We start from the raw sequence: 23,352 nt of genomic DNA, 5'->3' as shown, positions 1-23,352 counted from the left end.
CACCGGCGCGGAACTCCGGCGATCATCTCGCCGGGACAGCTCGGCCGCGCCGACGACGTGCACGCCGACGGCGGCCACCGGCAGCGAGAGCCGCGTGCCGACCGCGGCAGTGCGGCCGGTACACGGACCGGCAAGACAAGGCAGAGGGTAGTCCGGATGCACGAGGCGCTGAACACCGTGGCCCAATGGCAGGCGGCCGGAATCGACTGCGCCCTGGTCACTATCGTCCGATCGGCGGGCTCGATTCCACGGCCCGTCGGCACCGTCATGGCCGTCGCGCGCGGCGGGACCGTTGTCGGCAGCATCTCAGGCGGCTGCATCGAGAGCGATGTCTTCCATATCGCCACCGAGGTGCTGGACACCGGGAAAGCGACCCTCCGCCGATACACGATCGACGACGACGCCGGATCCGTCGCACTGATGTGCGGCGGCTCGATGGAAGTCCTCGTCCAGCGCGCGGGGCCGCAGGATCTCCCCGGCCTCGCGCTGGTCGCTGACAGCGTCGCGGCGGGGCAGCCGGTCGCCACGGCAACCGTCGTCTCCGAGTGCGCCCACCTGGGCAGGTCGATCGTCGTGACCGGCGCCTCGTCGGCCGGCACCTGCGGCGATCCGCTCCTGGATGCAGCAGTCCTCGCCCGGGCCACCCGTCACCTCGAGGCCGGCACGGTGACGACCGTACAGCTGGGTGAGACCGGGAACTGCGCCGAAGCCGCACTGTCGGTGCTGATCTCGTCGATCGCCCAGCCGCCGAGCATGCTGGTGTTCGGCGCGGTCGACTTCGCCCACGCGCTCGTCCGAACAGCGAAGCTCCTGGGGTACTCGGTGACACTGTGCGACGCCCGACCGGCTTTCGCGACACCCGAACGTTTCCCGGAAGCCGACGACGTGGTCGTCATGTGGCCTCAGGACTTCCTGAGGCAGGCTGTGATGACGCCGTCCACCGTCATCTGCGTTCTCACCCACGATCCGCGCTTCGACGTTCCGGCAATCGAGATCGCCCTGCGGTCCGAAGCGCGCTACGTGGGTGCCATGGGCAGCCGACGGACGCACACCGACCGCATGGAACGCCTCCGCGCCGCTGGCGTCACCGAATCCGAGCTGAGCCGCCTGTCCTCCCCGATCGGTCTCGATCTGGGCGCCGCAACTCCGGAGGAGACCGCCATCTCCATCCTCGCGGAGGTCATCGCGCTGCGCCGCGGCGGTAGCGGAATGCGGCTCGGCGGGTTGGCCGGTCCGATCCACCCACCGACCCCGACCAGCCCCACTGGGTCATATCCGCGCACGTCGACACCACCCACGACCAAGAAGGAACCGGACCGAACACACGATCACTTGCGGCGCAGAGGTGTTTCCCAGACGAGCGCAGCAACGGGCGCTGACCGGTGACGGACCCAGGGATCGACCGGCGTACTTCGCCGATGCCCAGGTCATCGAGTGCGGTGCGGTAATCAGCGCCCCTGCTTCGAGGCAACCGCTCCACGGGGTTCCGGTGCGCAGCAACGACTTCGCCGTATTTAGCCGCAGGCCATCACGGGCAGAATCCGACCAGTAGTCGGTCGGCACCGACAAGGCGATCACATCAACCATCGGTAAGCAATGCTTATCGACGGCCATGCCACGCCGGCCCGGACATACTGCTGAGCGGAACGTGGTCGTCACGTGGCAGAAGCTAAGTAGGCGGCCGATAGGTAACGTCTCTGGCTATCGCCTCGTCGATCTGCTCGGGACTCAAAAGACCCACTGTGTGCGACACAGCCGCACCGGCAGCCGCCGTGCGAATCGCGAGCGCTGCGGCCGAGACATCGTCCGGGACGTCACCGATGACGAATAAGTCGTCCTCGCCGAATGCGAAATAGCAGGCTTCTACCCGACCACCCACGCTCTCCACCATTTCCGTGATAGCCGCGCGGCGCGCACTGCCGCCCTGCGCCAAGAGGCCCTGCGCCCCCTCTTGGAGATAGCTGACTCGCCACAAGTACTTGGGCATACCTACCAGCCTCCTCTGCTCCGGGCTATCTCGGCGAGACCGACCCTACGGGCCCGCTCCCCCACAAACCATCCTGGACGAACGCCGTCGTCGCAATGATGCGGCAACGTAACTGTGGCGATATCGGAAATCCGGAGCGCGACCGGGTGCGGCAGGAGATCGTGCCGGCGCGATTCGATCCGACATGCGAAATCTGGTTCAGCCCCGCAGAATCCACAGCCCGCTCAGGCTGAGCAGTACGACGCTCACGGCGAGTAGAGCCCCACAGCCGGTGGAAGGCGAGACTGAACCGTCCGCGAATCGCGTCATGCGCAGTGGTCGTGAGCGGCACTCGTGGAGCGCGACGCCGGCGACGAGCGTTCCGGCAACGGCGGGACCGAGCAGGGCCGCAGGATCGGCGGATGGAAGCCAGCGCAGAGAGGCCGCGACAACCGCGAGGATCGACAATTCGGTTCGGACGAATGACAGCGAGGTGCGTTCGGGCTGTAATCCAGGGTCGGTCGAATGGGAAACGGCCACTCAGGAATTCACCACTGCGATGGTCAGCACTGCCGCACAGACGAAGAGGACCCCTCCGACAACTGGCGCCATCACCGGGGTCGGCAGGCGGCGGCCGGTCCGCAATGCACGTTCGGCGCCGATCCAATGCGCGAACGAAGCAACGGCGATGACGCCTCCTACCACCAGCAGGAGAGCGGCCAGCGACGAGCGAACCACCGGGGCGAGCAGATTGCCGCTGAATGCCTCCAGTCCGAGCCCGGCGGCGACCAGAGCCGTCGCCGTCCGGATCCAGGCCAGATAGGTGCGTTCGTTCGCGAGTGTGAAACGTGGATCGGGGTCCTCTCCGGACCGCAGCAATGCCCAGTTCAGGAGCGACCGGCCGGTCCTTTCGGAAAGCCGGTTCTCCTCGTCCTGCGTCGCGACTTTCTGGGTCACAACGCCGCCGAGTAGGTTCGCGCGTAGTCGAGTCGCAGCTGCTTCTTGTCGAGCTTCCCGACGCTGGTGCGGGGCAAGGCATCTACGTAGAAGACCGTGTCTGGGAGCTGCCATTTGGCGAACGAATCCGCCAGCAAGGCATGGATCTCCTCGATCAGCAGCGGCTCGCCGTCGACGGTGACCACGAGTGCGACCGGTCGCTCCTGCCATTTCGGATGCGCGACACCGACGACGGCGGCTTCGGCGACGCGCGGGTGACCGACGATCGCATTCTCCATGTCGATCGAGGAGATCCACTCGCCGCCGCTCTTGATGACATCCTTGAGGCGGTCGGTCAGCTTGAGATAACCATTCGGTGAGATCGTCCCGACGTCCCCGCTGCGCCAATAGCCGTCGATGAACCCGTCGGAGGTGTCGTCGCGGCCGTGATAGCTCTCGGTGATCCACGGACCACGCAGCAGGATTTCGCCTTGACTGGTTCCATCGTGTGGCACCTCGTTGCCGTCGGCATCGACGATGCGGATGTCGACTCCATTCATCGGAAGCCCCTGACACCGCTTGAGATTCCAATACTCGTCATCGGAGAGCTTGCCCCGGAGCGAGAACTTGATTCCCCTGTTGAGCACGGCGGTCGGCGTGGTCTCGGTGGCTCCGTAGCCGTGGATGATGTCCGCGCCGGTGAGCTCGTAGAAACCACGCATCAACGACATCGCCGGCTCGGTGGAACCCGACAGCAGCCGGGCACGACTGAAATCCGGTTTCGGATCGAGCTTTTCGAGGTAGCCGAGCATCGGACCGAAGATCGCAGGCGCGCCGTTCGCGACCGTCACATCCTCGGCGATCATCGCGTCCACCAACATCCCGACCTCACCCGCCGCGTACGCACCGGGCAAAACGATCCTCGCCGCACTGTAGACCGCGGACTGCGGGAGTCCCCAGCTCTGTGCGTGGAACATCGGCGTGATCATCATGACCGAGTCCTGCGCGCACATCCCCAGCGCGGAAGCCTGCGCCATGGTGTGCAGATAGATCCCCCGGTGGGAGTAGTACACGCCTTTCGGACGACCCGTGGTGCCCGTGGTGTAACAGGCGCTGTAGGCCGAGCGCTCGTCGATCACCGGCCAGTCGTATGTCGGCGAGGCGGCCGCCAGCAGGTCCTCGTAGTGGCACACGTTGGGCAGCGACGTGCTGATCTCGGCCGACGGTCGATCCGACATCACCACCCACATCCGCACGCCGGGTGCGTGCGGCGCGATCGCCTCGGCCACCGACAGCAGCGATTCGTCGACGAGAACGACCGAGGCGCCGCTGTGCGCGGCGACGTATCCCAGGTCTTCGGTGGCCAGCCGCAGGTTCATCTGGAGCATCACGGCCCCGAGGCCGGGGATCGCCCAGTACAACTCGAAGTGCCGTCTGCTGTTCCAGTCCAGGATGCCGACTACATCGCCGGCATCGACACCCAACGCCCGCAACAGATGTGCGCCGCGCTGTACACGGGTGTAAGCGTCCGCGTAGGTGTACCGGTTCCACGTCCCCTCGGCATCGCGGAAGACGATCTCCTGCTCGGGGTATGTCCGTGCCGAATGACGCAGGAGCGTTGTGGTGTTGAGCTGGTAGCTGTCGCCGTGGGTCGCCGCGAATCCGCTGATGACGTTCATAGGGGTTCTCTTTCTCAGGTTGGTTCAGGAATCGGAAGCGACCAGCGCCAGGCGCCGGGCATCTCGCTCCGGGTCCGCGAACAGGAGTACGCACAGGCCGGCGACCGTGAGCAGACCGGCGCCGATCAGGAACACGGTGTGGTAACCCGCCGCCGCGCCGTCTGCCGCCTGCACCAGCCGTCCGGTGAGAAACGGCGCGATAACACCCGCTGCTCCGAAGAATCCGAAGAGGGCCCCGAATACCTTGCCGCGCTGCGCAATCGGCGCAATTTGTGCGACGGCGGCGCTCGATGCGGCGTAGCTCGCCGCGAACAGCGCGAATCCGGGAAGCATGAGCGCCAGCTGCAGCGGGCCACTGGTGAACACGAAGGCAACGAGACAGGCGCCCGCAACGAGCACCGCCGATCCGGCCACCCCCGCGCGGGCCCGTCGGGTCGAGACACCCCGCCCGATCAGGTATCCGGAGATCACGCCCTGTCCGAAGATCGCCAGCGCTCCGGCACCGGCCACCGCAGCGATCAGGTTTCCGGTCGTGATGGTGCTCATTCCCTGGATGGACTCCAGGTAGGTCGGTAGCCAGGTTGTCAGCAGAGCGGTGACGAAATAGCAGGCGAATCCCGCGAACGCGAAGCACAGCCAGGTCGGTGTGGCGAACACGCGCCAGTACGAGACCTCGGGTTCGGTACCGACGACGCCGACATCAGGCGCGTCCACCATCGGCACCGGAGGTTTCGAGTGCTCGGGCTTCTTGTCGAAGGGCCCCTCCCGACCGATGCAGAGCCACAGCACAGCCCACACCAGACCGGCGATGCCCATGACGCCGAAGCACCACCGCCAGCCCCAGGCCTCCTGCACCAGCGACAGCAGCGGAGCCGCCACGACCAGCCCGACCCCCGAGGCCGCCAGCACAAGGGAACTGGGAATGTCGCGCTTCTCATCGGGGAACCACTTCATCACCGCGTGCAGCGCGACGGGCGTGGAAGGTCCCTCGGCCAAGCCGAGGACGACCCGCGAAACCACGAGCACCGTGAACGACGCGCCCCCGAGCATCGGAAACTGCACGATCGACCAGACGAGAGCCATCGCGAGCAGCACCCACCGGGTTTTGATGCGGTCGACGAGGACACCGCCCGCCACCGTCCCGATCGCGAACAGAAAGAAGAACGAGCTGGCCGCGAAACCGTACTGGGACGGCGTGAGTCCCAGGTCTTCCATGAGCGCTCCGGCGGTGAGGCCGAGCACCGCCTTGTCACCCCAGTTCACGATGACGAACAGGGTGAGCGCGGCGGTGATCAGCCAGGCCCTCCGGGTCGAGTACTCGGGGTGCTGTTCCGGCTCGGCAGGTACGGGTGCGGCCGCGATCTCTTTGAGTGTCATGTAGCTGTTCCTCCACGGGCGAACATGCGGGGTTTGTCGATCCGGGGAACGACTTCGCCCGGGTATAGATATCGAGATCAGTGCGAGAAGTAGGTGAATTGCCTCAGGCAGGCGGCAGGTAGGTGGTTCGCGGCTGCAGACACGCCGCGAGCCCTTCCGGACCCAGCTCGCGGCCGAGGCCACTTGCCTTGATTCCGCCGAACGGAGCGACGGGATCGAGCATGTAGTAGTTGATCCCGAAGGTCCCCGAGTCCACGGCGTGGGCGATTTCGTGTGCGGCGGCGAGGTCCGCGGTCCAGATCGTGCCTGCCAGGCCGTAACTGGTGTCATTCGCTATCCGCACCGCATCCGCGACGGACTCGTACGGCATCACCGACAGGACCGGTCCGAAGATCTCCTCCTGCGCGATCACGCTGCCCGGATCGACATCGGCGAACAGCGTCGGCTCGACGAACCACCCGTGCTCCCGGTCCATGGGCCGCCCGCCGCCGGCGACCAGCCGTGCGCCGTCGGCGACACCACGGGCGATGTAGTGCTCCACCCGCTGCCTGTGCTTGTCCGACACCAACGGCCCGATCTGCGTCTCCGGCAGCAGCGGATCACCCACCCGCGCACCTTTGACCATCTCGGCAAAAAAGTCGACGACCTCGTCGTATCGGCTCCTCGGAGCCAGGATTCGGGTGTTTGCGACGCAGGTCTGGCCGTTGTTCAGCAGAGTGGCCTGGAACAGGCCCTCGGCGTGGAGTGCGAGATCGGCATCCTCGAGAATGATCGCGGCCGACTTGCCGCCCAGCTCCAGTGTCACCGGGCGCAGCAGCTCACCGCAGCGGGCGCCGATTTCCCGGCCCACCGCTGTCGAACCGGTGAAGGTCACCTTGTCCACGCCCGGGTGCGACACCAGGTAGCGGCCGATATCGGCGCCGCCCGTGACGATGTTGATCACCCCGGCGGGCACCCCGGCCTGCTGGACTGCCTCCGCGAACAGGTAGGTGTCGAGTGTCGTCTCAGGGCTCGGCTTCAGGACGACGGCGCAGCCGGCAGCGAGTGCCGGGGCGACTTTGAAAGCGGTCAGCAGGTTCGGGTAGTTCCACGGAATGATCGCGCCGACCACGCCGACGGGTACCCGGCGCACGTGCGCCTCGCCACCGAGCACCCCCGGGCGGAGTTCCTCGAACTCCGTGTTTCGCACGAGGGCGGCGTAATACCTGAACACGGCCACCGGGATCGCGGCCTCGATGGCGAGGGCGGTCGAGATCGGCATCCCGTTCTGCTGCGCTACCCGCGCGGCGATCTCCTCGCCGCGCGCCTCGAGTTCGCTCGCGAGCCGGTCGAGCACATCGGCACGCTGCGCGGGTGACCATCCGCCCCATCCGCCGCGGTCGGACAGGGCCCGGCCGGCGGCGGCGACCGCGGCGTCGACATCGGCCTCGGAAGCCGCGGGGACAGATCCGATGACCTGCCCCGTCGACGCCGAGCGGACGGTGATCGAGTTCGCCGACAACGGCGCGGCCTGGACGCCGCCGACGAACAGGGTGCGGTATTCGAGCATGGTGAATTCTCCGGATTGTTCGATGGGTTCCGATGGCATGGACTGACCGCGCCCGCTCTTCGGTGGCGCGGTCGCCGTCAGAACGGCTGGTCGCCGACGACGGTGACCCGCTCCATGACGCGACGCTGCGGGTAGTAGTCGTTGATCGCATAGTGCTGGGTCGAGCGGTTGTCCCAGATCGCCACCGATCCCGGCTCCCAGCGGAACCTGACCTGGTACTCGGGCACCCGCGCCTGGAACATCAGGTAATCCAGCAGCCGGTCCCCCTCGTCGCCGGGCAACTCGACGATCTCGCTGGTGAACGGCTCGTTGACGTAGAGCAGCTCGCGGCCCGTTTCCGGGTGGATACGGACGACCGGGTGCGCTGTCGGCGGGTGCAGTTTCTCCATGGCCTCGACCTGTTCGGGTTCCATCACCAGCCCCCAGGATTTGGTGAAGGTGTGCATCGCCGTCAGGTCGTCGATCTGCGTCTTCACCGAGTCGGGAAGGTTGTCGTAGGCCGCGTACATGTCCGCCCACATCGTCTCGCCACCGGTGTCCGGCACTTCGATCGCACGCAGGATCGACGCCATCGAGGGGTCGCGACGGAACGAGGTGTCGCTGTGCCAGGTGTTCTCCTGACCCACCGCCATGGCACCCTTCGCCAGCCGCGAGATCTCCTGTACGTCCCCGTTGGGGAAGAAGTCGTTGACTTCGACGTCCCCCCACTGCTTCGCCAACGCGATGTGCTCTGGCCCATCCAGCTGCTGATCGCGGAAGAACAGAACCTTCCACTCCAGCAGTGCGCGATGGAGCTCTGCATGCAGGGCATCGTCGACGTGCCGCAGGTCGACACCCTCGATGTAGGCCCCGATCAACGGCGTCGCGGGCCGCAGCGAGAGCAGCTCGTAGCTCTCGGGTCGTGACGCGAATTCCGACTGTCTGCGCAGTTCACGCGCGCCGAAGTGCAGGCGAGGATAACCTTGCGCACCGACGTTGGGGATCTGCATGAAGGGGCTTTTCGTAGTGGTCGACTCCATGAGAGAAGTGTGCTGCCGATCACAAGACGATCGGCTGTGTATGACCCCAAAGATTGATGAGGTGAATGTGCTACAGCACAATTCGGCGATGATTCACTACGGCTCGCTGATGGATGACGATCGAGAACCACCCGCGGGTGTTTCCGACATCTTGGATGGAATCAGCAGCCGCATCGCCGTTCTCGCCCATCGAACCGCTCACACGAACGTGACCACGCAGAACCTGCCGAGGGAAGTTCGCGACTCCGAGCTCCCGTCCATGGGACAGCGTTACTTTCCGCTTGTTCTTCGCAGCCTGCGCCAGGGGCGGCCACCAGGCGACGGCGACCTCCGAATGCTGCGCTCACGAGCTGCGCAACGTGCCCGCGAGGGTGTGCCTCTCCCGTTGCTGCTGCACCTGTGGCAGAAGGGTTTCCAAGAGTTCTTCGCCGAGTGCCGCCGCCTCGCCTCGACCATCGATGCGTCACCGGAAGCACTCGGCTGTATCGGATCCATGAGCCTGCGCCTGCAGGAGATCTTCACGGCCGAACTGGTGAACGCCTACCAGCACGAGCAGGCCATTCTCTCGAGCGAACAGACGGGCGCAACCCAGCTTGTCGCTCGCCTGCTGCTGCTCGACCAAGACGCGCGAGCCGACGCGGAGCGGCTCGGCGTACTGCTCGCCGAGCGCTACCACGTGCTGGCGCTCAGGTTCGGATTCACCCCCGACGAACTCGCCTCCGAGAACAGCAGCCGGGTCGTCGCGGGACGGCGCAAACTTCACCGGATGCTGCGGCTGCTGATGCCCGGCGGCGGGCCTGCGGTACTCCCGCATCTCGACCGGACGGGCGGTCATGTCCTCATCCCGTGCACCGGCAGCACAACTGTGGCAAGCCCGGATCACACCACCAGGCTGGTCGCCGCCATGCAGTCGGCGGCGGGTGCGCCCGTGATCGCGGCGATCGTCGAGCGAGCGCGGGTCGGCTTGCTCCAGGAGGCGGTGGACGAGGCAGACGACGTGCTGCGACTCTCCCTCGCCTTGCACCGATCCCCCGGGCTCTATCGACTTGCCGATGTCGCGGTGGCCTACCAACTCAGCCGCCCCGGCCCGGCAGCCGAGCAGCTGCGCGAATCACTCGCACCGATACGCAGTCAGCCCGAACTGCTGCACACGCTGCAGACCTACTTCGACTGCGATCTGGACCGCCAGCGCACCGCGCGCACGCTCGCCGTTCACCCCAACACCGTCAACAACCGGCTCAACCGCGTTGCGGAGATATCGCCACACAACCCCTTCACCGTCAACGGAATCACCGCACTGCACGCCGCGCTCACCGCATACACACTCGAAGAGGCCACCCAGTGAGCCCGCACCTCGTATGGCGAGGAAGCGGCCGCTGCCATCCGGTCACGCGTGGCCGCTCGCATCGCGTCCCGTATCTTGGCGGGGCAATTCTGCGGCAAACCGACGAAAGCCGAGGAACCACATGCAGGGGCCGGAACTTCTCGCGACCTGGCTGCGGGAATTCGCGCAGGAGCAGTCGGAGGCCGGCTGCGTACAGGCGTTCGTGGACACTGTCGACAACTCCATCAGGTCGCAGATGCCGATCTTCGACACCGACCCTGTCCTGACCGAGGACCTGCACCGCAGCACGCGATACCAATGGCTGGCGTTCCTGTCGGTCCTCCAGCAACGCGAGCACCAGATCCTGCTGCCGCCGCAGGCGCACGACCTGGCAAGGACTCTCGCTCGCCGCGGCCACGAGCTCGGCGTCCTCCTGAAGGTCTATCGCTCCGCGCACAACGGGGTGTTCGAGTACTGCACCGCGGTCGTGGAATCGCTCGACGACCAGGCACCACCACGTGAAGAGGTACTGAAGCACCTGTGGAACCGAGTCGACCGCTGGCTCAACGACGCGATCGAAGTGCTGATCGAAACGTTCTACGAGGAGCGTCAGGAACGCCACGAGGGTGCCTTGGCTCGGCGAGCCGAGGTGGTGGAAACGCTGCTGGCCGGCGACCCGATCAGCGTCGACGAGGCGACGGATGTCCTCGGACATCCACTGCTCCAGTGGCAGCTCGGTTGTGTGCTGTGGGCATCCGAAGCCGGAGCGGACTCCGCCGCCGCCGTGTTGCAGACGGCAAACGATCTCGCGAAGTCACTCGGCGCCGCCAGGCCGTTGTTCCGCGTTGCGGGCAGCCGCGATATGTGGGTCTGGGTCGCCACCCCCGCACAGCCGGACCTCACGGCCATCCGCCATCTCGAGCCCCGACTGGCCGAATTGAAGGTGCACCTTTCGCTGGGTGTGCCCGCGCCCGGCGTCGAGGGATTTCGTTCGAGTCACGCTGAGGCTCGCGCGGCGCAAAACCTGTGTATGACGGTCGCGACGTCGCCGACGATCGTCGACTATCGCGCGGTCGAATTGCTGTGTCTGGCCGCCACGAGCGGCGTCCTGATGGAACGGATGGTTCGACGCGAGATCGGGGCCCTGCGCGGAGTCGACAAGAACCTCGCCCAGCTGCGCCAGACGACCCTGGCCTTCTTCACGAACCAGATGAATATCGAGGCGACGGCCGCGAAGTTGTTCGTGCACAAGAACACCGTCCGGTACCGGCTCGCGCGAGCAGAGGAGCTCCTCGGCCACCCGCTCGTGGAGCGCACCGCGCTCGTCGAACTGGCGCTGCGGTACGTCGAGTTCTTCGATCCATCAGGGAATCTCTGACTCCAGGAGTGGCCGTACCGCCGGGTGTCGGCTCAGGCGTCTCGAACTCCTGCCAGAAGGCGGCTGAAGCCTCGTCCAAACGTCGCAACCGGGCTTGTATTTCTGTACAAGCGCCACAGCGGAAAAATTGCGACATTGGTCTCATTGCTGCCAGAGGGAGGTGCACGTCACATGAGTTCCTATGACTACATCGTTGTCGGTTCCGGTTCAGCGGGAGCGGTCGTCGCAGGCCGTCTGAGCGAGGACCCGAACAATTCGGTGCTGCTGGTCGAAGCCGGCGGCTCCCACCGGACCATGAACGTCCAGATCCCGGCGGCGTTCGCCAAGCAGTTCAAAACCGAGCTGGACTGGGACATCACCACAGAGCCCGAGCCCCACCTCGGCGGCCGGCGGATCTACCATCCGCGCGGCAAGATGCTCGGTGGGTGCACCTCGATGAACGCGATGATGTACATCCGCGGCAATCGGCACGACTACGACGACTGGGCCAAGGGCGGCGCCACCGGCTGGTCCTACGATGAGGTGCTGCCGCTGTTCCTCCGCTCGGAGAACAACAGCCGCGGAAGCAGTGAATACCACGCGACCGGTGGACCGCTACACATCAACGATCAGCGCTCCCCGAACAGCTTGGGCGATTCCATCATCGAAGCGATGGTCCAGGCCGGCATCCCGCGCAACGACGACTTCAACGGCGCCGAACAGGTCGGTGCCGGCTTCGCTCAGGTGACTCAGCACAAGGGACGCCGCTGGACCACGGCCGACGCCTTCCTGGTTCCCGCCCGCAAGCGCAAGAACCTGACCGTCCTCACGAAGGCCCAGACGCGCAAGCTTCGGATCGCGGGTGACCGCGTGGTGGGGATCGAGGTCGAGCGCGGTGGACGCCGGGAGATCTACGAGGCCACCCGCGAGGTCATCCTCTCCGCCGGTGCGTTCAACACCCCTCAGCTGTTGATGCTCTCGGGCATCGGTCCGGCCGATCACCTGCGCGAGCACGGCATCGACGTCGTCGTCGACAACCCCAACGTGGGCGAACACCTGATGGACCACCCGCTCTATCTGAACAACTTCGAGACCACCGCCACCGGCACCTTGGCCGAGGCTGAGTCGCCCAAGCAGCTGTTCAAGTTCTTCACCCAGGGCCGCGGCCTGCTCACCTCCAACGTGGCCGAGATCGGCGCCTTCTTCCACACCCGCGACGGCGAGGCCGCCCCCGACATCGAGATGATCGCCGGCCCGGTGTACTTCTGGGACAACGGCTTCGCCGAGCACGACAAGCCGGCGTACGTGCTGGCCCTCTCGCTGGTGGGTTCTCAGAGTCGTGGACGAGTTCGGCTGCGGGACGGCAACCCGCTGTCGAAGGTCGCGCCGACCTTCAACTATCTCGCCGAGCAGGCCGACATGGACTCTCTGGTCGCCGGTGTGGAGCGGACCCGTCAGATCGCGGCCTCGCCCGCGCTCGAGGGTGTCACCACCAAGGAGCTGCACCCCGGACCCCAGGCACGTACCCGCGCGCAGATCGAGGCGAAGATCCGCGAGGGCGTGATCCACACCTATCACCCCTCGTGCACCGCCCGGATCGGCACCGAGGCCGACGGAGTGGTGGACCCGCAGCTCAAGGTCCACGGCATCCAGGGCCTCCGCGTGGCCGACGCATCGGTCTTCCCGACGATCCCGCACGGCAACACCCACGCGCCGACCGTGATGGTCGGCGAGAAGGCCGCCGAGCTGATCCGTACGGGCAACTGAACCCGCCACCACCGAACGAGGAGAACAGCGCATGACAGACACCGTTCAGGTGACCAGCCGCTCCGAGGCGGACCGCATCGTCGAACGACTCCAGGGAGGCGAAGCGGCGTGGGCACGCACCTCCCTCGCCCAGCGGCGCGCGATGCTCCAGCAGGTCGTCGCCCTGGTCGCGGAGAGCGCCGAGGAATGGGTCGACATCGCCGTGGGGATCAAGGGCGTCGACCCAGCCTCGCAGACCGTCGGCGAGGAGTGGATCAGTGGGCCGTGGGCCACCCTCGGCTACCTCGGTGCCTTGGCCAACACCTTGCAGGTGATGGAGAACGGTGGCGACGTGCTCGCCGGCGTGGACGTACGCCGCACCGCCTCGGGTCAGCTCGCACTGCAGGTGCTCCCGCACGGCACGTTCGACAAGCTGCTGCTCAACGGATTCTCCGCCGAGGTCTGGATGCAACCGGGTGTCGACGAGGCGCAGCTGCGGCGTGAGGTCGGTCTGGGCCAGCGGGTCCCGCACGAGACCGGCGGGATCGCACTGGTGCTTGGCGCGGGCAACATCACCTCGATCGTGCCGCTGGATGTGCTCTACGTCCTCTTCGCCGACAACCGGGTCACCGCGGTCAAGCTCAATCCGATCAGCGACCCGCTGCTGGAGATCTACCGTCGGATCTTCAAGCCGTTCATCGACCTGGGTGCGGTGGAGATCATCACCGGCGGGGTCGAGATCGGGACCGCCCTGGCCCAGCACGACTCGGTGGCCGCCGTCCACATGACCGGCAGCGAGCAGACCCATGACGCGGTCGTGTGGGGAGCCGGCGCCGAGGGCTCGGCCAACAAGAAGGCCGGGACCCCCGTGCTCACGAAGCCGATCACCAGCGAGCTCGGTGGCACCGCACCCGTGATCGTCGTACCGGGCAACTGGTCGAAGGCTGACCTGAAGTTTCAGGCCCAGCACATCGCGACGCTGCGGCTGCACAACAGCGGCTGCAACTGCATCGCCGCCCAGATCGTTGTCCTCAGCTCGGACTGGAAGCAGAAAGACGAGTTCCTGCGGGAGCTGCGCCGGGCGCTCGCCGAGGCACCCGTACGCCCCGCCTGGTACCCGGGTTGTGACGTCCGGGTGGCCGACGCCCGGCGCCTGCATCCCGACGCCGAGGCCGTCGGCGGAACTCCCGAGCGCACACTGATCACCGGCCTGGACCTGGCGGACGACAAGGAGACCGCGTTCCAGCTCGAGTACTTCGGTCCCGTCCTCGGTGTGGCAGAACTTCCGGGCGACCCCGCCGCCTTCCTGGCCGCGGCGGTCACGGCCGCCAACGATCGACTGCGGGGCACCCTCGGCGCCAACGTCATCGTCCATCCCGCGACGCTGCGCGCACTCGGTACGAGCTTCGAAGACGAACTCACCCGGCTGCGCTACGGCACCATCGGGGTCAACGCGTGGAGTGGTGTCGGCTACCTCGCCGCACACGCCACCTGGGGTGCCTTCCCCGGACACCCCCTGGAGGACATCGAGAGCGGGCGCGGGGTCGTGCACAACGCGTTCCTGCTCGCCGACACCGAGCGGACCGTGGTCCGCGGACCGTTCCGTCCGGCACCGCGATCGCTGCTGCACGGGGAGTGGACCCTCGCGCCGAAGCCGCCGTGGTTCGTGAACAACAAGACCGCAGCGGTGACGGGTCGCCGCCTCACCGCATTCGCCGCCCGGCCCGGTTGGGGTCGCTTGCCGGCGATCTTCGCCTCCGCCTTGCGCGGCTGATCCGTTCCGATACATCTGAGAAGAGACTGAACCATGCAGAGCACGATGATGGACTCGCCGCTGACCACCACCGCGGTGATGCGCCACGGCGCGAGCGTCCACGGCACCTCCCGGGTGCGCACCTTGATGGCGGACGGTTCGGCCCGGGTCGGCACCTACGCCGAGGTCGCGGCCCGTGCCGCTCAGCTCGCGCACGCCCTGCGGGGCATCGGCATCACCGGGGACCAGCGGGTCGCCACCTTCATGTGGAACAACCAGGAACACGTCGAGGCCTACTGCGCGGTCCCGTCGATGGGCGCGGTGCTGCACACCCTCAATCTGCGACTGACCGCCGACCAACTGGTCTACATCGCCGAGCACGCCGACGACCAGGTCGTCATCGTGGACGGCTCCCTGATCCCGCTCTTCGCCCCGGTGCTGCCGCGGCTGTCGACGGTGCACACTGTGGTCGTCACCGGCGGCGTCGACCGCAGCGCGCTCGAGGGCCACGGCAAGACGGTCGTGGACTACGAGGAGTTCCTCATCGCCCACCCGAGCACCTTCGAATGGCCCGAACTGGACGAGCGCGACGCGGCGTTCATGTGCTACACCTCCGGCACGACCGGCAATCCCAAGGGCGTCGCGTACAGCCACCGGTCCACGTACCTGCACTCCATGGCGGTGCTGACGAAGGACGGCATGGCTGTCGGCGCCGACGACTCGCTGCTGGCTGTCGTCCCGCAGTTCCACGCCAACGCGTGGGGCCTGATCTTCGCGGCGCTGATGGCGGGCGCGGACCTGGTGATGCCCGACCGCTTCCTCCAGGCCGAGCCGCTGGTCAAGCTCATCCACGCCGAGCGCCCGACCATCGCCGGTGCCGTCCCGACGATCTGGAACGACGTCCTGCAGTACCTCGAGGCCCACCCCGAGTACGACGTGTCGTCGCTGGACTTCGTCGCTTGCGGTGGATCCGCGGTGCCACGGCACCTGATGGAGGTCTTCGAGGACAAGTACGGCGTCCAGATCGTCCAGGCGTGGGGGATGACCGAGACCTCTCCCCTCGCCTCGATTGCGCGGCCCGCTGTGGCGCTCACCGGCGAAGACCACTGGGCCCTGCGGGCCACCGCCGGTCGGCCGGTCTGCGGAGTCGAGGCACGCATCGTCGACGACGAGGGCCAGACGCTGCCCAATGACGGCGAATCGGTGGGTGAGCTGCAGGTCCGCGGCCCGTGGATCACCGGCTCCTACTACCGCGACAACGACGAGGGGAAGTTCGCGGGCGGCTGGCTGCGCACGGGCGACGTGGGCCGGATGGACGCCGGTTCCTACATCACGCTCACCGACCGCGCCAAGGACGTCATCAAGTCCGGCGGGGAGTGGATCTCCTCCGTCGAGCTGGAGCTCCTGATCGCCGGCCACCCGTCGGTCCTCGAGGCAGCCGTGATCGGGGTACCCGACGAGAAGTGGCAGGAGCGCCCCCTTGCCGCTGTCGTCGTCAAGGATGGCCGGCAGGTCACGCCGCAGGAGCTGCGCGAGTTCCTGAGCGACAAGGTCGCCAAGTGGTGGCTGCCGGAGCGTTGGACCTTCATCGACCAGGTCCCGCGGACCTCGGTGGGCAAGTTCGACAAGAAGGTGCTGCGCGCCCAGCACCGCGACGGCGGCCTCGAGGTCGTCGAGTCCTGACCGTTCGCGTCGGCACGAGGCCCTGCGGGTCCCCCGGCAGGCGGCGTGTAGAACTGGACATATGCCGCATACAAGTCCTGTCACCGCTTGGAAGACCCTCCGCGACGGAAACGACCGCTTCGTCGACGGCACGCTGCAGCACCCCAACCAGGGCGCTGCCGATCGGGCCGAACTCGTAGCCGGACAGCATCCCTCGGCGATTCTGTTCGGTTGCGGTGACTCCCGGGTGGCCGCCGAGATCATCTTCGATCGTGGACTCGGCGACATGTTCGTCGTCCGCACCGCGGGTCACGTCGTCGACGGTTCCGTTCTCGGATCGATCGAATACGGCGTCGAGGTGCTCGGCATTCCTCTGATTGTCGTTCTCGGACACGACAGTTGTGGTGCCGTCCGCGCGACGATCGACGCGCTGGATTCCGGCGCGGTTCCCGGCGGATTCATTCGTAGCGTCGTCGAACGGGTCACTCCGTCGATCCTGCTGGGTCGCCGGGAAGGACTCGACTCCGTCGACGAGCTCGAGGCACGGCATGTGCAGGAGACCGCTGTGCTCCTGTCCCAGCGCTCGACGATGATCGCCGAGCGAATCGCGGCGGGCAAGCTCGCCATCGCGTGCGTCACCTACAAGCTGACCGACGGCCGAGCTGAACTGCACCACGTCATCGGCAATATCGGCGAGCTCGAATAGGTAGCAGCGGGTCGATCCTGGTGTGCGGTGGCATCCTCGGCAAATCAGAAGGATGCCACCACGTCGCGATCGTTGGTGTCACAAAATAGCACCGCACTCAACGGAACGTCACGGACAATGCGTCGGTACACTCAAAACCGATGTGATCTAGTGCAGTTAGCCGAGCGAATGCTGATGTCGAATCGTCGAATTCTGTGGAGGCCGAAGTGCTGACTACCGATATTCCCACGCGTAGCGAACTCAAATCACTCGCCACTGTCGTCGACAACTGGTGCGTTTCGATCTACACCCCGACCGAGTCCGATACCGCGAATCCCGACCAGAATCGGATCGCGTTCTCCAATCAGGCTCGGCGTGTGCTCGACCTCGTCACCGATCCCGACGCGCGCACCGCGTTGCAAGAGGAGTTCGATGTTCTGATCGAGGACTCCGAGTTCTGGCGGTACCAGGCGAAGACTCTGGTTGTGCTCGCCACCCCTCGGCGCATCCGCACCTATCGGTTACCCAACCAGCTCAGCGCCACGGAAACTGTCGGTGACCGGTTCTACCTCAAACGACTGCTACGGACGGTGACCTTTCCGCAGTCCGCGTTCGTGCTCGCGCTCGCCGAAGGTGGGGTGCGCCTGGTCGAGGTGAGCGCTGATCGACCGGCCCGCACGGTTCATATTCCTGGCCTGCCCACCAGTGCGGCCGACTACGCGGGTAAGGCGAGCCTCGGCGATCGCGCGCCGAAGGGGCGCGTCCAGGGCGATGAGGGCCGCAAGATGCGTGTGCGTCAGTACGCCCGAGCGATCGACACCGAACTACGTGACCTTTTGGCCGGCCGCGACATCCCGCTGATCCTGGCCGCCACAGAACCCAGCGATTCCCTGTATCGCTCGGTGAGCACCTACGACGGCCTGCTCGCGGAAAGCATCCCTGGCAATCCCGAGCACCTCTCCGATCAGGACCTCGCCGACCGCTCACGGGAGATCTTGGATCGCTACTACGCGACGCAGCTGACCGATTGGGCCGACTTGATGGACAAGCGACGCAGCGAAGGTCGAGCGAGCACCGACATCTCCGATCTGGCACGGGCAGCGACCGCCGGGGCGGTCGACAGCGTGCTGGTCGACATCGACGCGTCGGTTCCCGGCAGCATCTCGCCGGAGGGCGCGGTCGTCTTCGCCGACTCGACCGACGGCGAAGCTCCCGGTGTGCTGGACGAGATCAGCCGTCGCGTTCTACTCACCGGCGGCGAGGTTTTCGCCGTGCGCGCAGCCGACATTCCTGACGGAGCCAACATCGCGGGCGTCCTGCGATACGCGCCGTAGACAACGGTTCAGAAGGTCCAGATCAGTGGAACCGCGAGCACGGTGACGGCCAGGAACCAGGCCAGCATCGGCAGACCGAGTTTCCAGTAATCGCCGAATCGGTAATCCCCCGGGGCCATGATCATCATGTTCGCCGGGGTCGCGACCGGGGTGAGAAATGATGCTGCCGCGGCGACCGCGACAGTCATCAGGAGCGGCAGCGGTGATACCGCGATTTCGTCAGCGATGGCGACGGCGATCGGTATGACGATCAGCGCGGTCGCGGTGTTGCTGATCAGCTGACCGAGGACAACCGTGACGGCGAACAACCCGATCAAGAGCAGGTGCCGATCGAGATCGCCGAAGACGGACAGGAAGATCGAGGCCAGCTGGTCGGCGGCGCCGGTGTCGCGGATAGCGGTGGACAGCGGGATCATGCCGCCGACCAGAATGAGGGTGGTCCAAGAAATCGAGCGGTGCGCTTGGTCGACGGTCAGAACGCGGCACACGACGATCGCGCAGGCGGCCAGGAGCGCCGCGACCGCTGCGGGCACCAGCCCGGAGGCCAGCAGCGCGATCATCACCGCGACGATTGCCAGGGCAGGTTTGGCGCCCGGCCCCATCGGCACTGTTTGGCGTCGGATCAGATCGGGCTCGTGGACCACGCGAACTTCGGGATCGGCGATGTGTTCGACCAGCGCGTTCCAGGAACCACGCACCAGCAGGGTGTCACCGGCCCGCAAGGTGGCTGGTTTCGGTCCGAGGTCTTCACCTGAGCGTTGCGCCGACAGCAATATCAGGTCGCCGCCGGCGGTCATCATGCCGGGAAAGATCGTGTGCCCGATGAACTCCGAGCGAGGCGGGATCATCACTTCGGCGACGCCGTACTCGATGCCGATCAGTTTGTCCGGACTGGTGTCGACGCGGCCACACGGCGTCAGTGCGTACTCGTCGACGAACGCGGCCACGCTGTTTTCGGCCGAGATGACCAGGGTGTCTCCGGCGCTGATCGGGCCTTCGATGCGTGCCTGGCCCGCTCGGGCGACCCCACGCAGGGCTGCGCCTTCGGGAAGCAGAGTCGCGAGGGTTTCCGAGTCGGTGCCGATGAGCTCGGATCGTCCGCTCACGCGCAGCTGGATCAGGTCATTGTGCAGGGCGTATTGCCGGGTCAATGTCTTGGCCAAGATACTCAGGTCCGGCGGCATGGTCGCCGGACTGGTGGTGGGCAGCAGGCGCGCGCCCAACGCGACGGCAATCACGATGGTGCCGACCAGCAGCGGCACACCGACGAGAGCGAATTCGAAGTAGCCGATCGCGCCGGCGCCCGCGTCGGCGGCCGCCTCGGAGACGATGATGTTGACCGGCGTACCGGTCAACACCAGCAGCGAACCAGCGTGCGCGGCGAAGGCCAACGGCATCAGCAGTTGCGATGGCGGTCGTCCGAGCCGGACCGCGAGGATCACGATCATCGGAATCAACGCTGCGACAGCACCATTGACACTGATCAACGCGGTCAGCACCGCGCAGGCGATCATCATCGACACCAGCAGCCTGGTGCGGCTCTTGCCCACTCGAGCGATCAGCTGCTGTCCTGCCCAGGCGGTGACCCCGGTCGCGTCCAGGGCCTCGCTGATGACGAACAGCGCGGCGATGAACGCGACGGTCGGGTCACCGAATCCGGCCAGGGCCTGGTCGAGGGACAGCACCCCGGTGGCGTAGAGCGCCAGGGCGACGCTGATCGCGACAACGCCGACCGGTAGGCGGTTCCAGACGAACAGCACCACCGCCGCGGCGAGCACGAGGTAGGTGATATCGGCGGGATCCACGTCAGTCCACGACGGCGGCCACCGCGAGAACCACGCAGACGATGACGAAGTTGACGGCGATCAGGGGCCAGATGAAGCGCAGATACTTGTCGTAGCCGACTTTGGCCATCGCCAATCCGCCGACGACAACCACATTGGTCGGTGCGACGAGCATGGTGAGTCCGTGGCCCATCTGGAACGCGGTGATCACCAGCGCCCGGCTGACGCCGGCGAAGTCGCCCAGCGGCGCCAGCAGCGGCATCGCCAGCGTGGCGTGCCCTGACGAGGACGGGATCAGCACCGCCAGCGGGATGTTCACGATCATGACCAGGATCGCGAAAATCCCGGCCGCGGCGCCGTCGACGAGTTGCTCCATGGCGTTGAGCACGGTGTCGAGGGTTTGGGTGTTGGTCATGATGACCGAGACGCCACGCGCCAGCAGGATGACGATCGCGGGCCCGACCATGTCGCCCGCGCCGCGGGTGATGAGCGAGACTGTCTGCTTCTCCCCCATCCTGGCGACCACGCCGACGATGACCGCGGCGATGACGAACAGCATCGCCAGCTGCGGGAACCACCAGTTGAGCTCGAACCAGTAAGGCTCGGTGAGGGTTTCGTGATACTGATCGTATTCGGCGGGACCGGTCGTTGCCCCGAAGATCGCCGACCACGGGATCACGGAGAAGATCATCAGCGCGAAGGTGAACCCGGTGATGGCCAGCACCCATTTCTGGGTGGTGCTGAGCTGCTCGTCCAGGGCGCTGTCGGCTTCGACGTCGGGATCGGGCTCCTCGTCGAACCCGACGACCGAGGTCGCCGGGTCTCGTCGGACCCGCGCGGCGTAGCGCAGCACGAACGCGACGGCGACCGCGGTCAGGACGACCCACAGGATGAACCGCAGCACGATGCCGTCACCGATCGAGACGCCCGCCTCCCCGGAGGCGACGCCGATCGAGAACGGGTTGACCGTCGAGGCCATATTGCCGACGAGCGCGCCGACGATGATGGTCGCCGCGGCGACCATCCGGTCGTAACCAAGGGCCAGCATCAGCGGAATCACCAACGCGTAGAAGCCGAAGGTCTCCACCGAAAAGCCCATTGTCGTGCCGAGCACCGAGAACAGCACCATGATGACCGCGATCAGCAGCCATGCCTTGTCACGCAGTCGCGCACCCAGCCGACCGACGGCGACCTCGAGGCTGCGGGTGGCGAAGCTGACGGAGATGAACGCGCCGAGTGCCATGATGAACAGCACGACACCGACCGAGCCGAAGAGCCGGCCCAGGTTGTCGGGGTCGACGAAACCCGTTGTCAGGTCCTGGACTCCGTACAGTCCGTTGACCGGGGCAAGGATCAGTTGCTGGATCCGTTCCCACCACGACAGTGGTGCGGAGACCTCCTCGAATGTTCCCGGGATGGGCGCACCGTCGGCGTCGGTCCCGAATCTGCCTGCCGGAATGAACAGGGCCGCGATCCAGACCAGCACCATGACGATCGCCAATACGGTGACGGCACCGGGGAATTCGAATTTCTTGCGTGGCTGAACTTCCGGCGTCGGTTCAGCGGTTGTGTCAGTACTCATCGACCCGCTCCGTTTCGTGCCGCGGCGAAGTTCTCACCGTATTCACGCAGGAACAACGCCTTGGCCAGCGTTGCTTTGGCCACTTCGTCGAGCAGGACACGTTCGTTCGGGCCGTGAATGTTGGCGTAGCCGTCGGTCGCACCGAACAGCAACTTCTCGGCCCCGGGGACCGCGGTGTGCAGCGCCATGACCAACGGGATCGAGCCGCCGCCTGCCATCTGCCCGGCTTCGGCGCCCCACGCCTGCCCCAGCGCGGACACGGCCGCGTCGAAGGCAGGACCGCCCGTCGGCGCGGCGAAACCGTTGCCGACTTCTCCGGCGGTGACAGTGAGTTCGATCCCGAACGGTCGCAGCGCCCGCAGATGGTCGATCACCGCGGCTTGCGCTTGGGCGGCGTCCTGCTCGGGATGTACTCGCACGTTCAGCACCGCTCGCGCCGATCCGGCGACCGCGTTGACCGAGGCATCGGGGGCGGGCGCGTCGAATCCGATCACCGTGATCGCCGGGCCCGACCAGATCCGTTCACCGATCCCGCCGGTGCCCATCAACGGCGTGCCGTCCAGCACTTCGGCCAGTTCACGGAACTCGTCGTCGGTGTAGGAGTTGCCGGTCCACGGCTCGCGGCGAAGCCCGTCCACCGCGACATCGCCCGCATCGTCGTGGAGCGAGGCCAGTGCACGGATCAACGCCAACCGCGCATCCGGGGCGGCACCGCCGTAGAGCCCACTGTGCTTGTCCGCGTCCAGAGTTCGCGCTTCGACCGTGACCTGCGCGGACCCGCGCAACGCCACCGTCAAGGTCGGTACGCCCGGCCGGACACTGCCGACGTCGGCGATGATCATCGCGTCGGCCAGGAAGGGGCCGGGATTCTCGACCGGATAGAAGTCGAACGGGCTACCGAACTCCTCCTGTCCTTCCAGCACGAGCTTGACGGTGACCGGCGGTTTGCCGCCGAAGGCGCGCAGGGCCCCGATGATGCTGATGATGTTGGCCTTGGAGTCCGCGGTGCCGCGCCCGTAGATGGCACCGTCGCGTTCCACCGGGTCGAACGGTGGGGTGTCCCACAGCTCGACATCCTCGGCGGGGACGACGTCGTAGTGGGTGTACATGAGCACGGTCGGTGCGTCCTGTGGTCCCGGGACCGTCGCCATGATGACCGGCGCGGTTTTCCCGTCGATCCGTAGATCCTCGATCTGTTCGATTCCGCTGTCTCTCAACAACTCCACCACGAGGTCGTGTGCCTGGAACAGCGGTTCCGGGGGGTACCCCTCGGTGGCGATCGACGGAATCCGAACCAACCGGATCAGCTCGGAGTACAGGTCGGGAAACAACGCACTGACGGCCTGTTCGACCTTTGCATCGGATGTCGGTGTGGACACAGCAATCCCTCACTTCTGCTAGTCGAGCACTGTCATTTCTGGGAGCGACGAGTGGTGAGAACTCCGGCGGCCACCGCGGTAGTGCGGCGACCGCGAGGCCGAGGCCGCATCCGGTTCCTTTGCGTCCCCTCCGATGGGCGTCGCCTGGTCCGTCACGTAACGGCGCAGCCGCCCTCTTCGAGGAGCGCGCCTCGCGACGGTCTCGACAGCTCGACGTCGG

At 66.4% G+C, this 23,352-nt stretch carries 18 protein-coding genes; 8 read left to right on the top strand and 10 right to left on the bottom strand.

The annotated features are described in order from the left end of the window. The first annotated feature begins 156 nt into the window (after window positions 1-156). The gene (locus ACWZHB_RS07660; protein WP_427907224.1) at window positions 157-1,386 is read left to right on the top strand and encodes an XdhC family protein; all 1,230 of its coding nucleotides are present in this window, start codon (window positions 157-159) and stop codon (window positions 1,384-1,386) included. 283 nt (window positions 1,387-1,669) lie between these two features. Here the strand turns inward: ACWZHB_RS07660 and ACWZHB_RS07655 are convergent, their stop codons facing one another. From ACWZHB_RS07655 to ACWZHB_RS07625, 7 genes are all read right to left on the bottom strand, one after another. Further along, window positions 1,670-1,987 carry a GYD domain-containing protein gene (locus ACWZHB_RS07655; RefSeq protein WP_378627985.1) on the bottom strand — a complete coding sequence of 106 codons (318 nt, stop codon included), beginning with the start codon at window positions 1,985-1,987 and terminating at the stop codon, window positions 1,670-1,672. Between the two features lie 198 nt (window positions 1,988-2,185). Beyond that, entirely contained in the window at window positions 2,186-2,506 is a 321-nt protein-coding gene (locus ACWZHB_RS07650; protein WP_427907223.1) for a DUF202 domain-containing protein, read from the bottom strand. Continuing rightward, on the bottom strand, window positions 2,507-2,923 hold the full coding sequence (locus ACWZHB_RS07645; protein WP_427907222.1) for a YidH family protein: 417 nt from the start codon (window positions 2,921-2,923) through the stop codon (window positions 2,507-2,509). Then, window positions 2,920-4,581 (bottom strand): long-chain-fatty-acid--CoA ligase, encoded by a 1,662-nt coding sequence (locus ACWZHB_RS07640; protein WP_427907221.1) that lies wholly within the window; start codon window positions 4,579-4,581, stop codon window positions 2,920-2,922. Before ACWZHB_RS07640 ends, ACWZHB_RS07645 begins: the two co-directional genes overlap by 4 nt. Window positions 4,582-4,605: 24 nt before the next feature. Continuing rightward, entirely contained in the window at window positions 4,606-5,958 is a 1,353-nt protein-coding gene (locus ACWZHB_RS07635; protein ID WP_427907220.1) for an MFS transporter, read from the bottom strand. Between the two features lie 103 nt (window positions 5,959-6,061). Further along, complete coding sequence (locus ACWZHB_RS07630) at window positions 6,062-7,546, bottom strand: aldehyde dehydrogenase (protein WP_427907219.1); 1,485 nt, start codon at window positions 7,544-7,546, stop codon at window positions 6,062-6,064. A gap of 38 nt (window positions 7,547-7,584) precedes the next feature. Continuing rightward, complete coding sequence (locus ACWZHB_RS07625; RefSeq protein WP_427907218.1) at window positions 7,585-8,526, bottom strand: TauD/TfdA dioxygenase family protein; 942 nt, start codon at window positions 8,524-8,526, stop codon at window positions 7,585-7,587. An 88-nt stretch (window positions 8,527-8,614) separates the two neighbouring features. On the opposite strand from ACWZHB_RS07625, the gene ACWZHB_RS07620 reads away from it, so the two are divergent. The 7 genes from ACWZHB_RS07620 (at window position 8,615) to ACWZHB_RS07590 (ending at window position 18,387) form a co-directional block, all read left to right on the top strand. Beyond that, on the top strand, window positions 8,615-9,871 hold the full coding sequence (locus tag ACWZHB_RS07620) for a PucR family transcriptional regulator (protein WP_427907217.1): 1,257 nt from the start codon (window positions 8,615-8,617) through the stop codon (window positions 9,869-9,871). A gap of 121 nt (window positions 9,872-9,992) precedes the next feature. Next, the gene (locus tag ACWZHB_RS07615; RefSeq protein WP_427907216.1) at window positions 9,993-11,228 is read left to right on the top strand and encodes a PucR family transcriptional regulator; all 1,236 of its coding nucleotides are present in this window, start codon (window positions 9,993-9,995) and stop codon (window positions 11,226-11,228) included. 171 nt (window positions 11,229-11,399) lie between these two features. Further along, window positions 11,400-12,974, top strand: a complete 1,575-nt coding sequence (locus ACWZHB_RS07610) for a GMC family oxidoreductase (RefSeq protein ID WP_427907215.1) — start codon at window positions 11,400-11,402, stop codon at window positions 12,972-12,974. Between the two features lie 31 nt (window positions 12,975-13,005). Next, window positions 13,006-14,727, top strand: a complete 1,722-nt coding sequence (locus ACWZHB_RS07605; RefSeq protein ID WP_427907214.1) for an aldehyde dehydrogenase family protein — start codon at window positions 13,006-13,008, stop codon at window positions 14,725-14,727. Window positions 14,728-14,760: 33 nt separating this feature from the next. Next, window positions 14,761-16,389, top strand: coding sequence for a fatty acid--CoA ligase (locus ACWZHB_RS07600; RefSeq protein WP_427907213.1), 1,629 nt, complete (start codon window positions 14,761-14,763; stop codon window positions 16,387-16,389). A gap of 61 nt (window positions 16,390-16,450) precedes the next feature. Continuing rightward, on the top strand, window positions 16,451-17,074 hold the full coding sequence (locus ACWZHB_RS07595) for a carbonic anhydrase (RefSeq protein WP_427907212.1): 624 nt from the start codon (window positions 16,451-16,453) through the stop codon (window positions 17,072-17,074). 206 nt (window positions 17,075-17,280) lie between these two features. Beyond that, a complete protein-coding gene (locus ACWZHB_RS07590; RefSeq protein WP_427907211.1) occupies window positions 17,281-18,387 on the top strand; it encodes a baeRF11 domain-containing protein in 1,107 nt (368 codons plus the stop codon). Window positions 18,388-18,395: 8 nt separating this feature from the next. On the opposite strand, the gene ACWZHB_RS07585 is transcribed toward ACWZHB_RS07590, so the two are convergent. Genes ACWZHB_RS07585 through ACWZHB_RS07575 form a run of 3 tightly spaced genes read right to left on the bottom strand, consistent with a single transcriptional unit; the run spans window position 18,396 to window position 23,132 of the window. After that, window positions 18,396-20,192 carry an SLC13 family permease gene (locus ACWZHB_RS07585; RefSeq protein WP_427907210.1) on the bottom strand — a complete coding sequence of 599 codons (1,797 nt, stop codon included), beginning with the start codon at window positions 20,190-20,192 and terminating at the stop codon, window positions 18,396-18,398. 1 nt (window position 20,193) lies between these two features. Beyond that, window positions 20,194-21,753, bottom strand: coding sequence for a YfcC family protein (locus ACWZHB_RS07580; protein ID WP_427907209.1), 1,560 nt, complete (start codon window positions 21,751-21,753; stop codon window positions 20,194-20,196). After that, window positions 21,750-23,132: a M20/M25/M40 family metallo-hydrolase gene (locus ACWZHB_RS07575; RefSeq protein ID WP_427907208.1), complete on the bottom strand. Its 1,383-nt coding sequence runs from the start codon at window positions 23,130-23,132 to the stop codon at window positions 21,750-21,752. Before ACWZHB_RS07575 ends, ACWZHB_RS07580 begins: the two co-directional genes overlap by 4 nt. Between the last annotated feature and the right edge of the window lie 220 nt (window positions 23,133-23,352).

This window comes from Nocardia sp. FBN12 (assembly GCF_054031145.1).
This window is presented reverse-complemented; position numbering and strand designations above follow the sequence as displayed.

Coding starts and splice junctions, on each gene's coding strand:
- ACWZHB_RS07660 (WP_427907224.1), top strand. CDS start 157: ATGCACGAGGCGCTGAACACCGTGGCCCAATGGCAGGCGGCCGGAATC.
- ACWZHB_RS07655 (WP_378627985.1), bottom strand. CDS start 1,987: ATGCCCAAGTACTTGTGGCGAGTCAGCTATCTCCAAGAGGGGGCGCAG.
- ACWZHB_RS07640 (WP_427907221.1), bottom strand. CDS start 4,581: ATGAACGTCATCAGCGGATTCGCGGCGACCCACGGCGACAGCTACCAG.
- ACWZHB_RS07635 (WP_427907220.1), bottom strand. CDS start 5,958: ATGACACTCAAAGAGATCGCGGCCGCACCCGTACCTGCCGAGCCGGAA.
- ACWZHB_RS07630 (WP_427907219.1), bottom strand. CDS start 7,546: ATGCCATCGGAACCCATCGAACAATCCGGAGAATTCACCATGCTCGAA.
- ACWZHB_RS07625 (WP_427907218.1), bottom strand. CDS start 8,526: ATGGAGTCGACCACTACGAAAAGCCCCTTCATGCAGATCCCCAACGTC.
- ACWZHB_RS07620 (WP_427907217.1), top strand. CDS start 8,615: ATGATTCACTACGGCTCGCTGATGGATGACGATCGAGAACCACCCGCG.
- ACWZHB_RS07615 (WP_427907216.1), top strand. CDS start 9,993: ATGCAGGGGCCGGAACTTCTCGCGACCTGGCTGCGGGAATTCGCGCAG.
- ACWZHB_RS07610 (WP_427907215.1), top strand. CDS start 11,400: ATGAGTTCCTATGACTACATCGTTGTCGGTTCCGGTTCAGCGGGAGCG.
- ACWZHB_RS07605 (WP_427907214.1), top strand. CDS start 13,006: ATGACAGACACCGTTCAGGTGACCAGCCGCTCCGAGGCGGACCGCATC.
- ACWZHB_RS07600 (WP_427907213.1), top strand. CDS start 14,761: ATGCAGAGCACGATGATGGACTCGCCGCTGACCACCACCGCGGTGATG.
- ACWZHB_RS07595 (WP_427907212.1), top strand. CDS start 16,451: ATGCCGCATACAAGTCCTGTCACCGCTTGGAAGACCCTCCGCGACGGA.
- ACWZHB_RS07580 (WP_427907209.1), bottom strand. CDS start 21,753: ATGAGTACTGACACAACCGCTGAACCGACGCCGGAAGTTCAGCCACGC.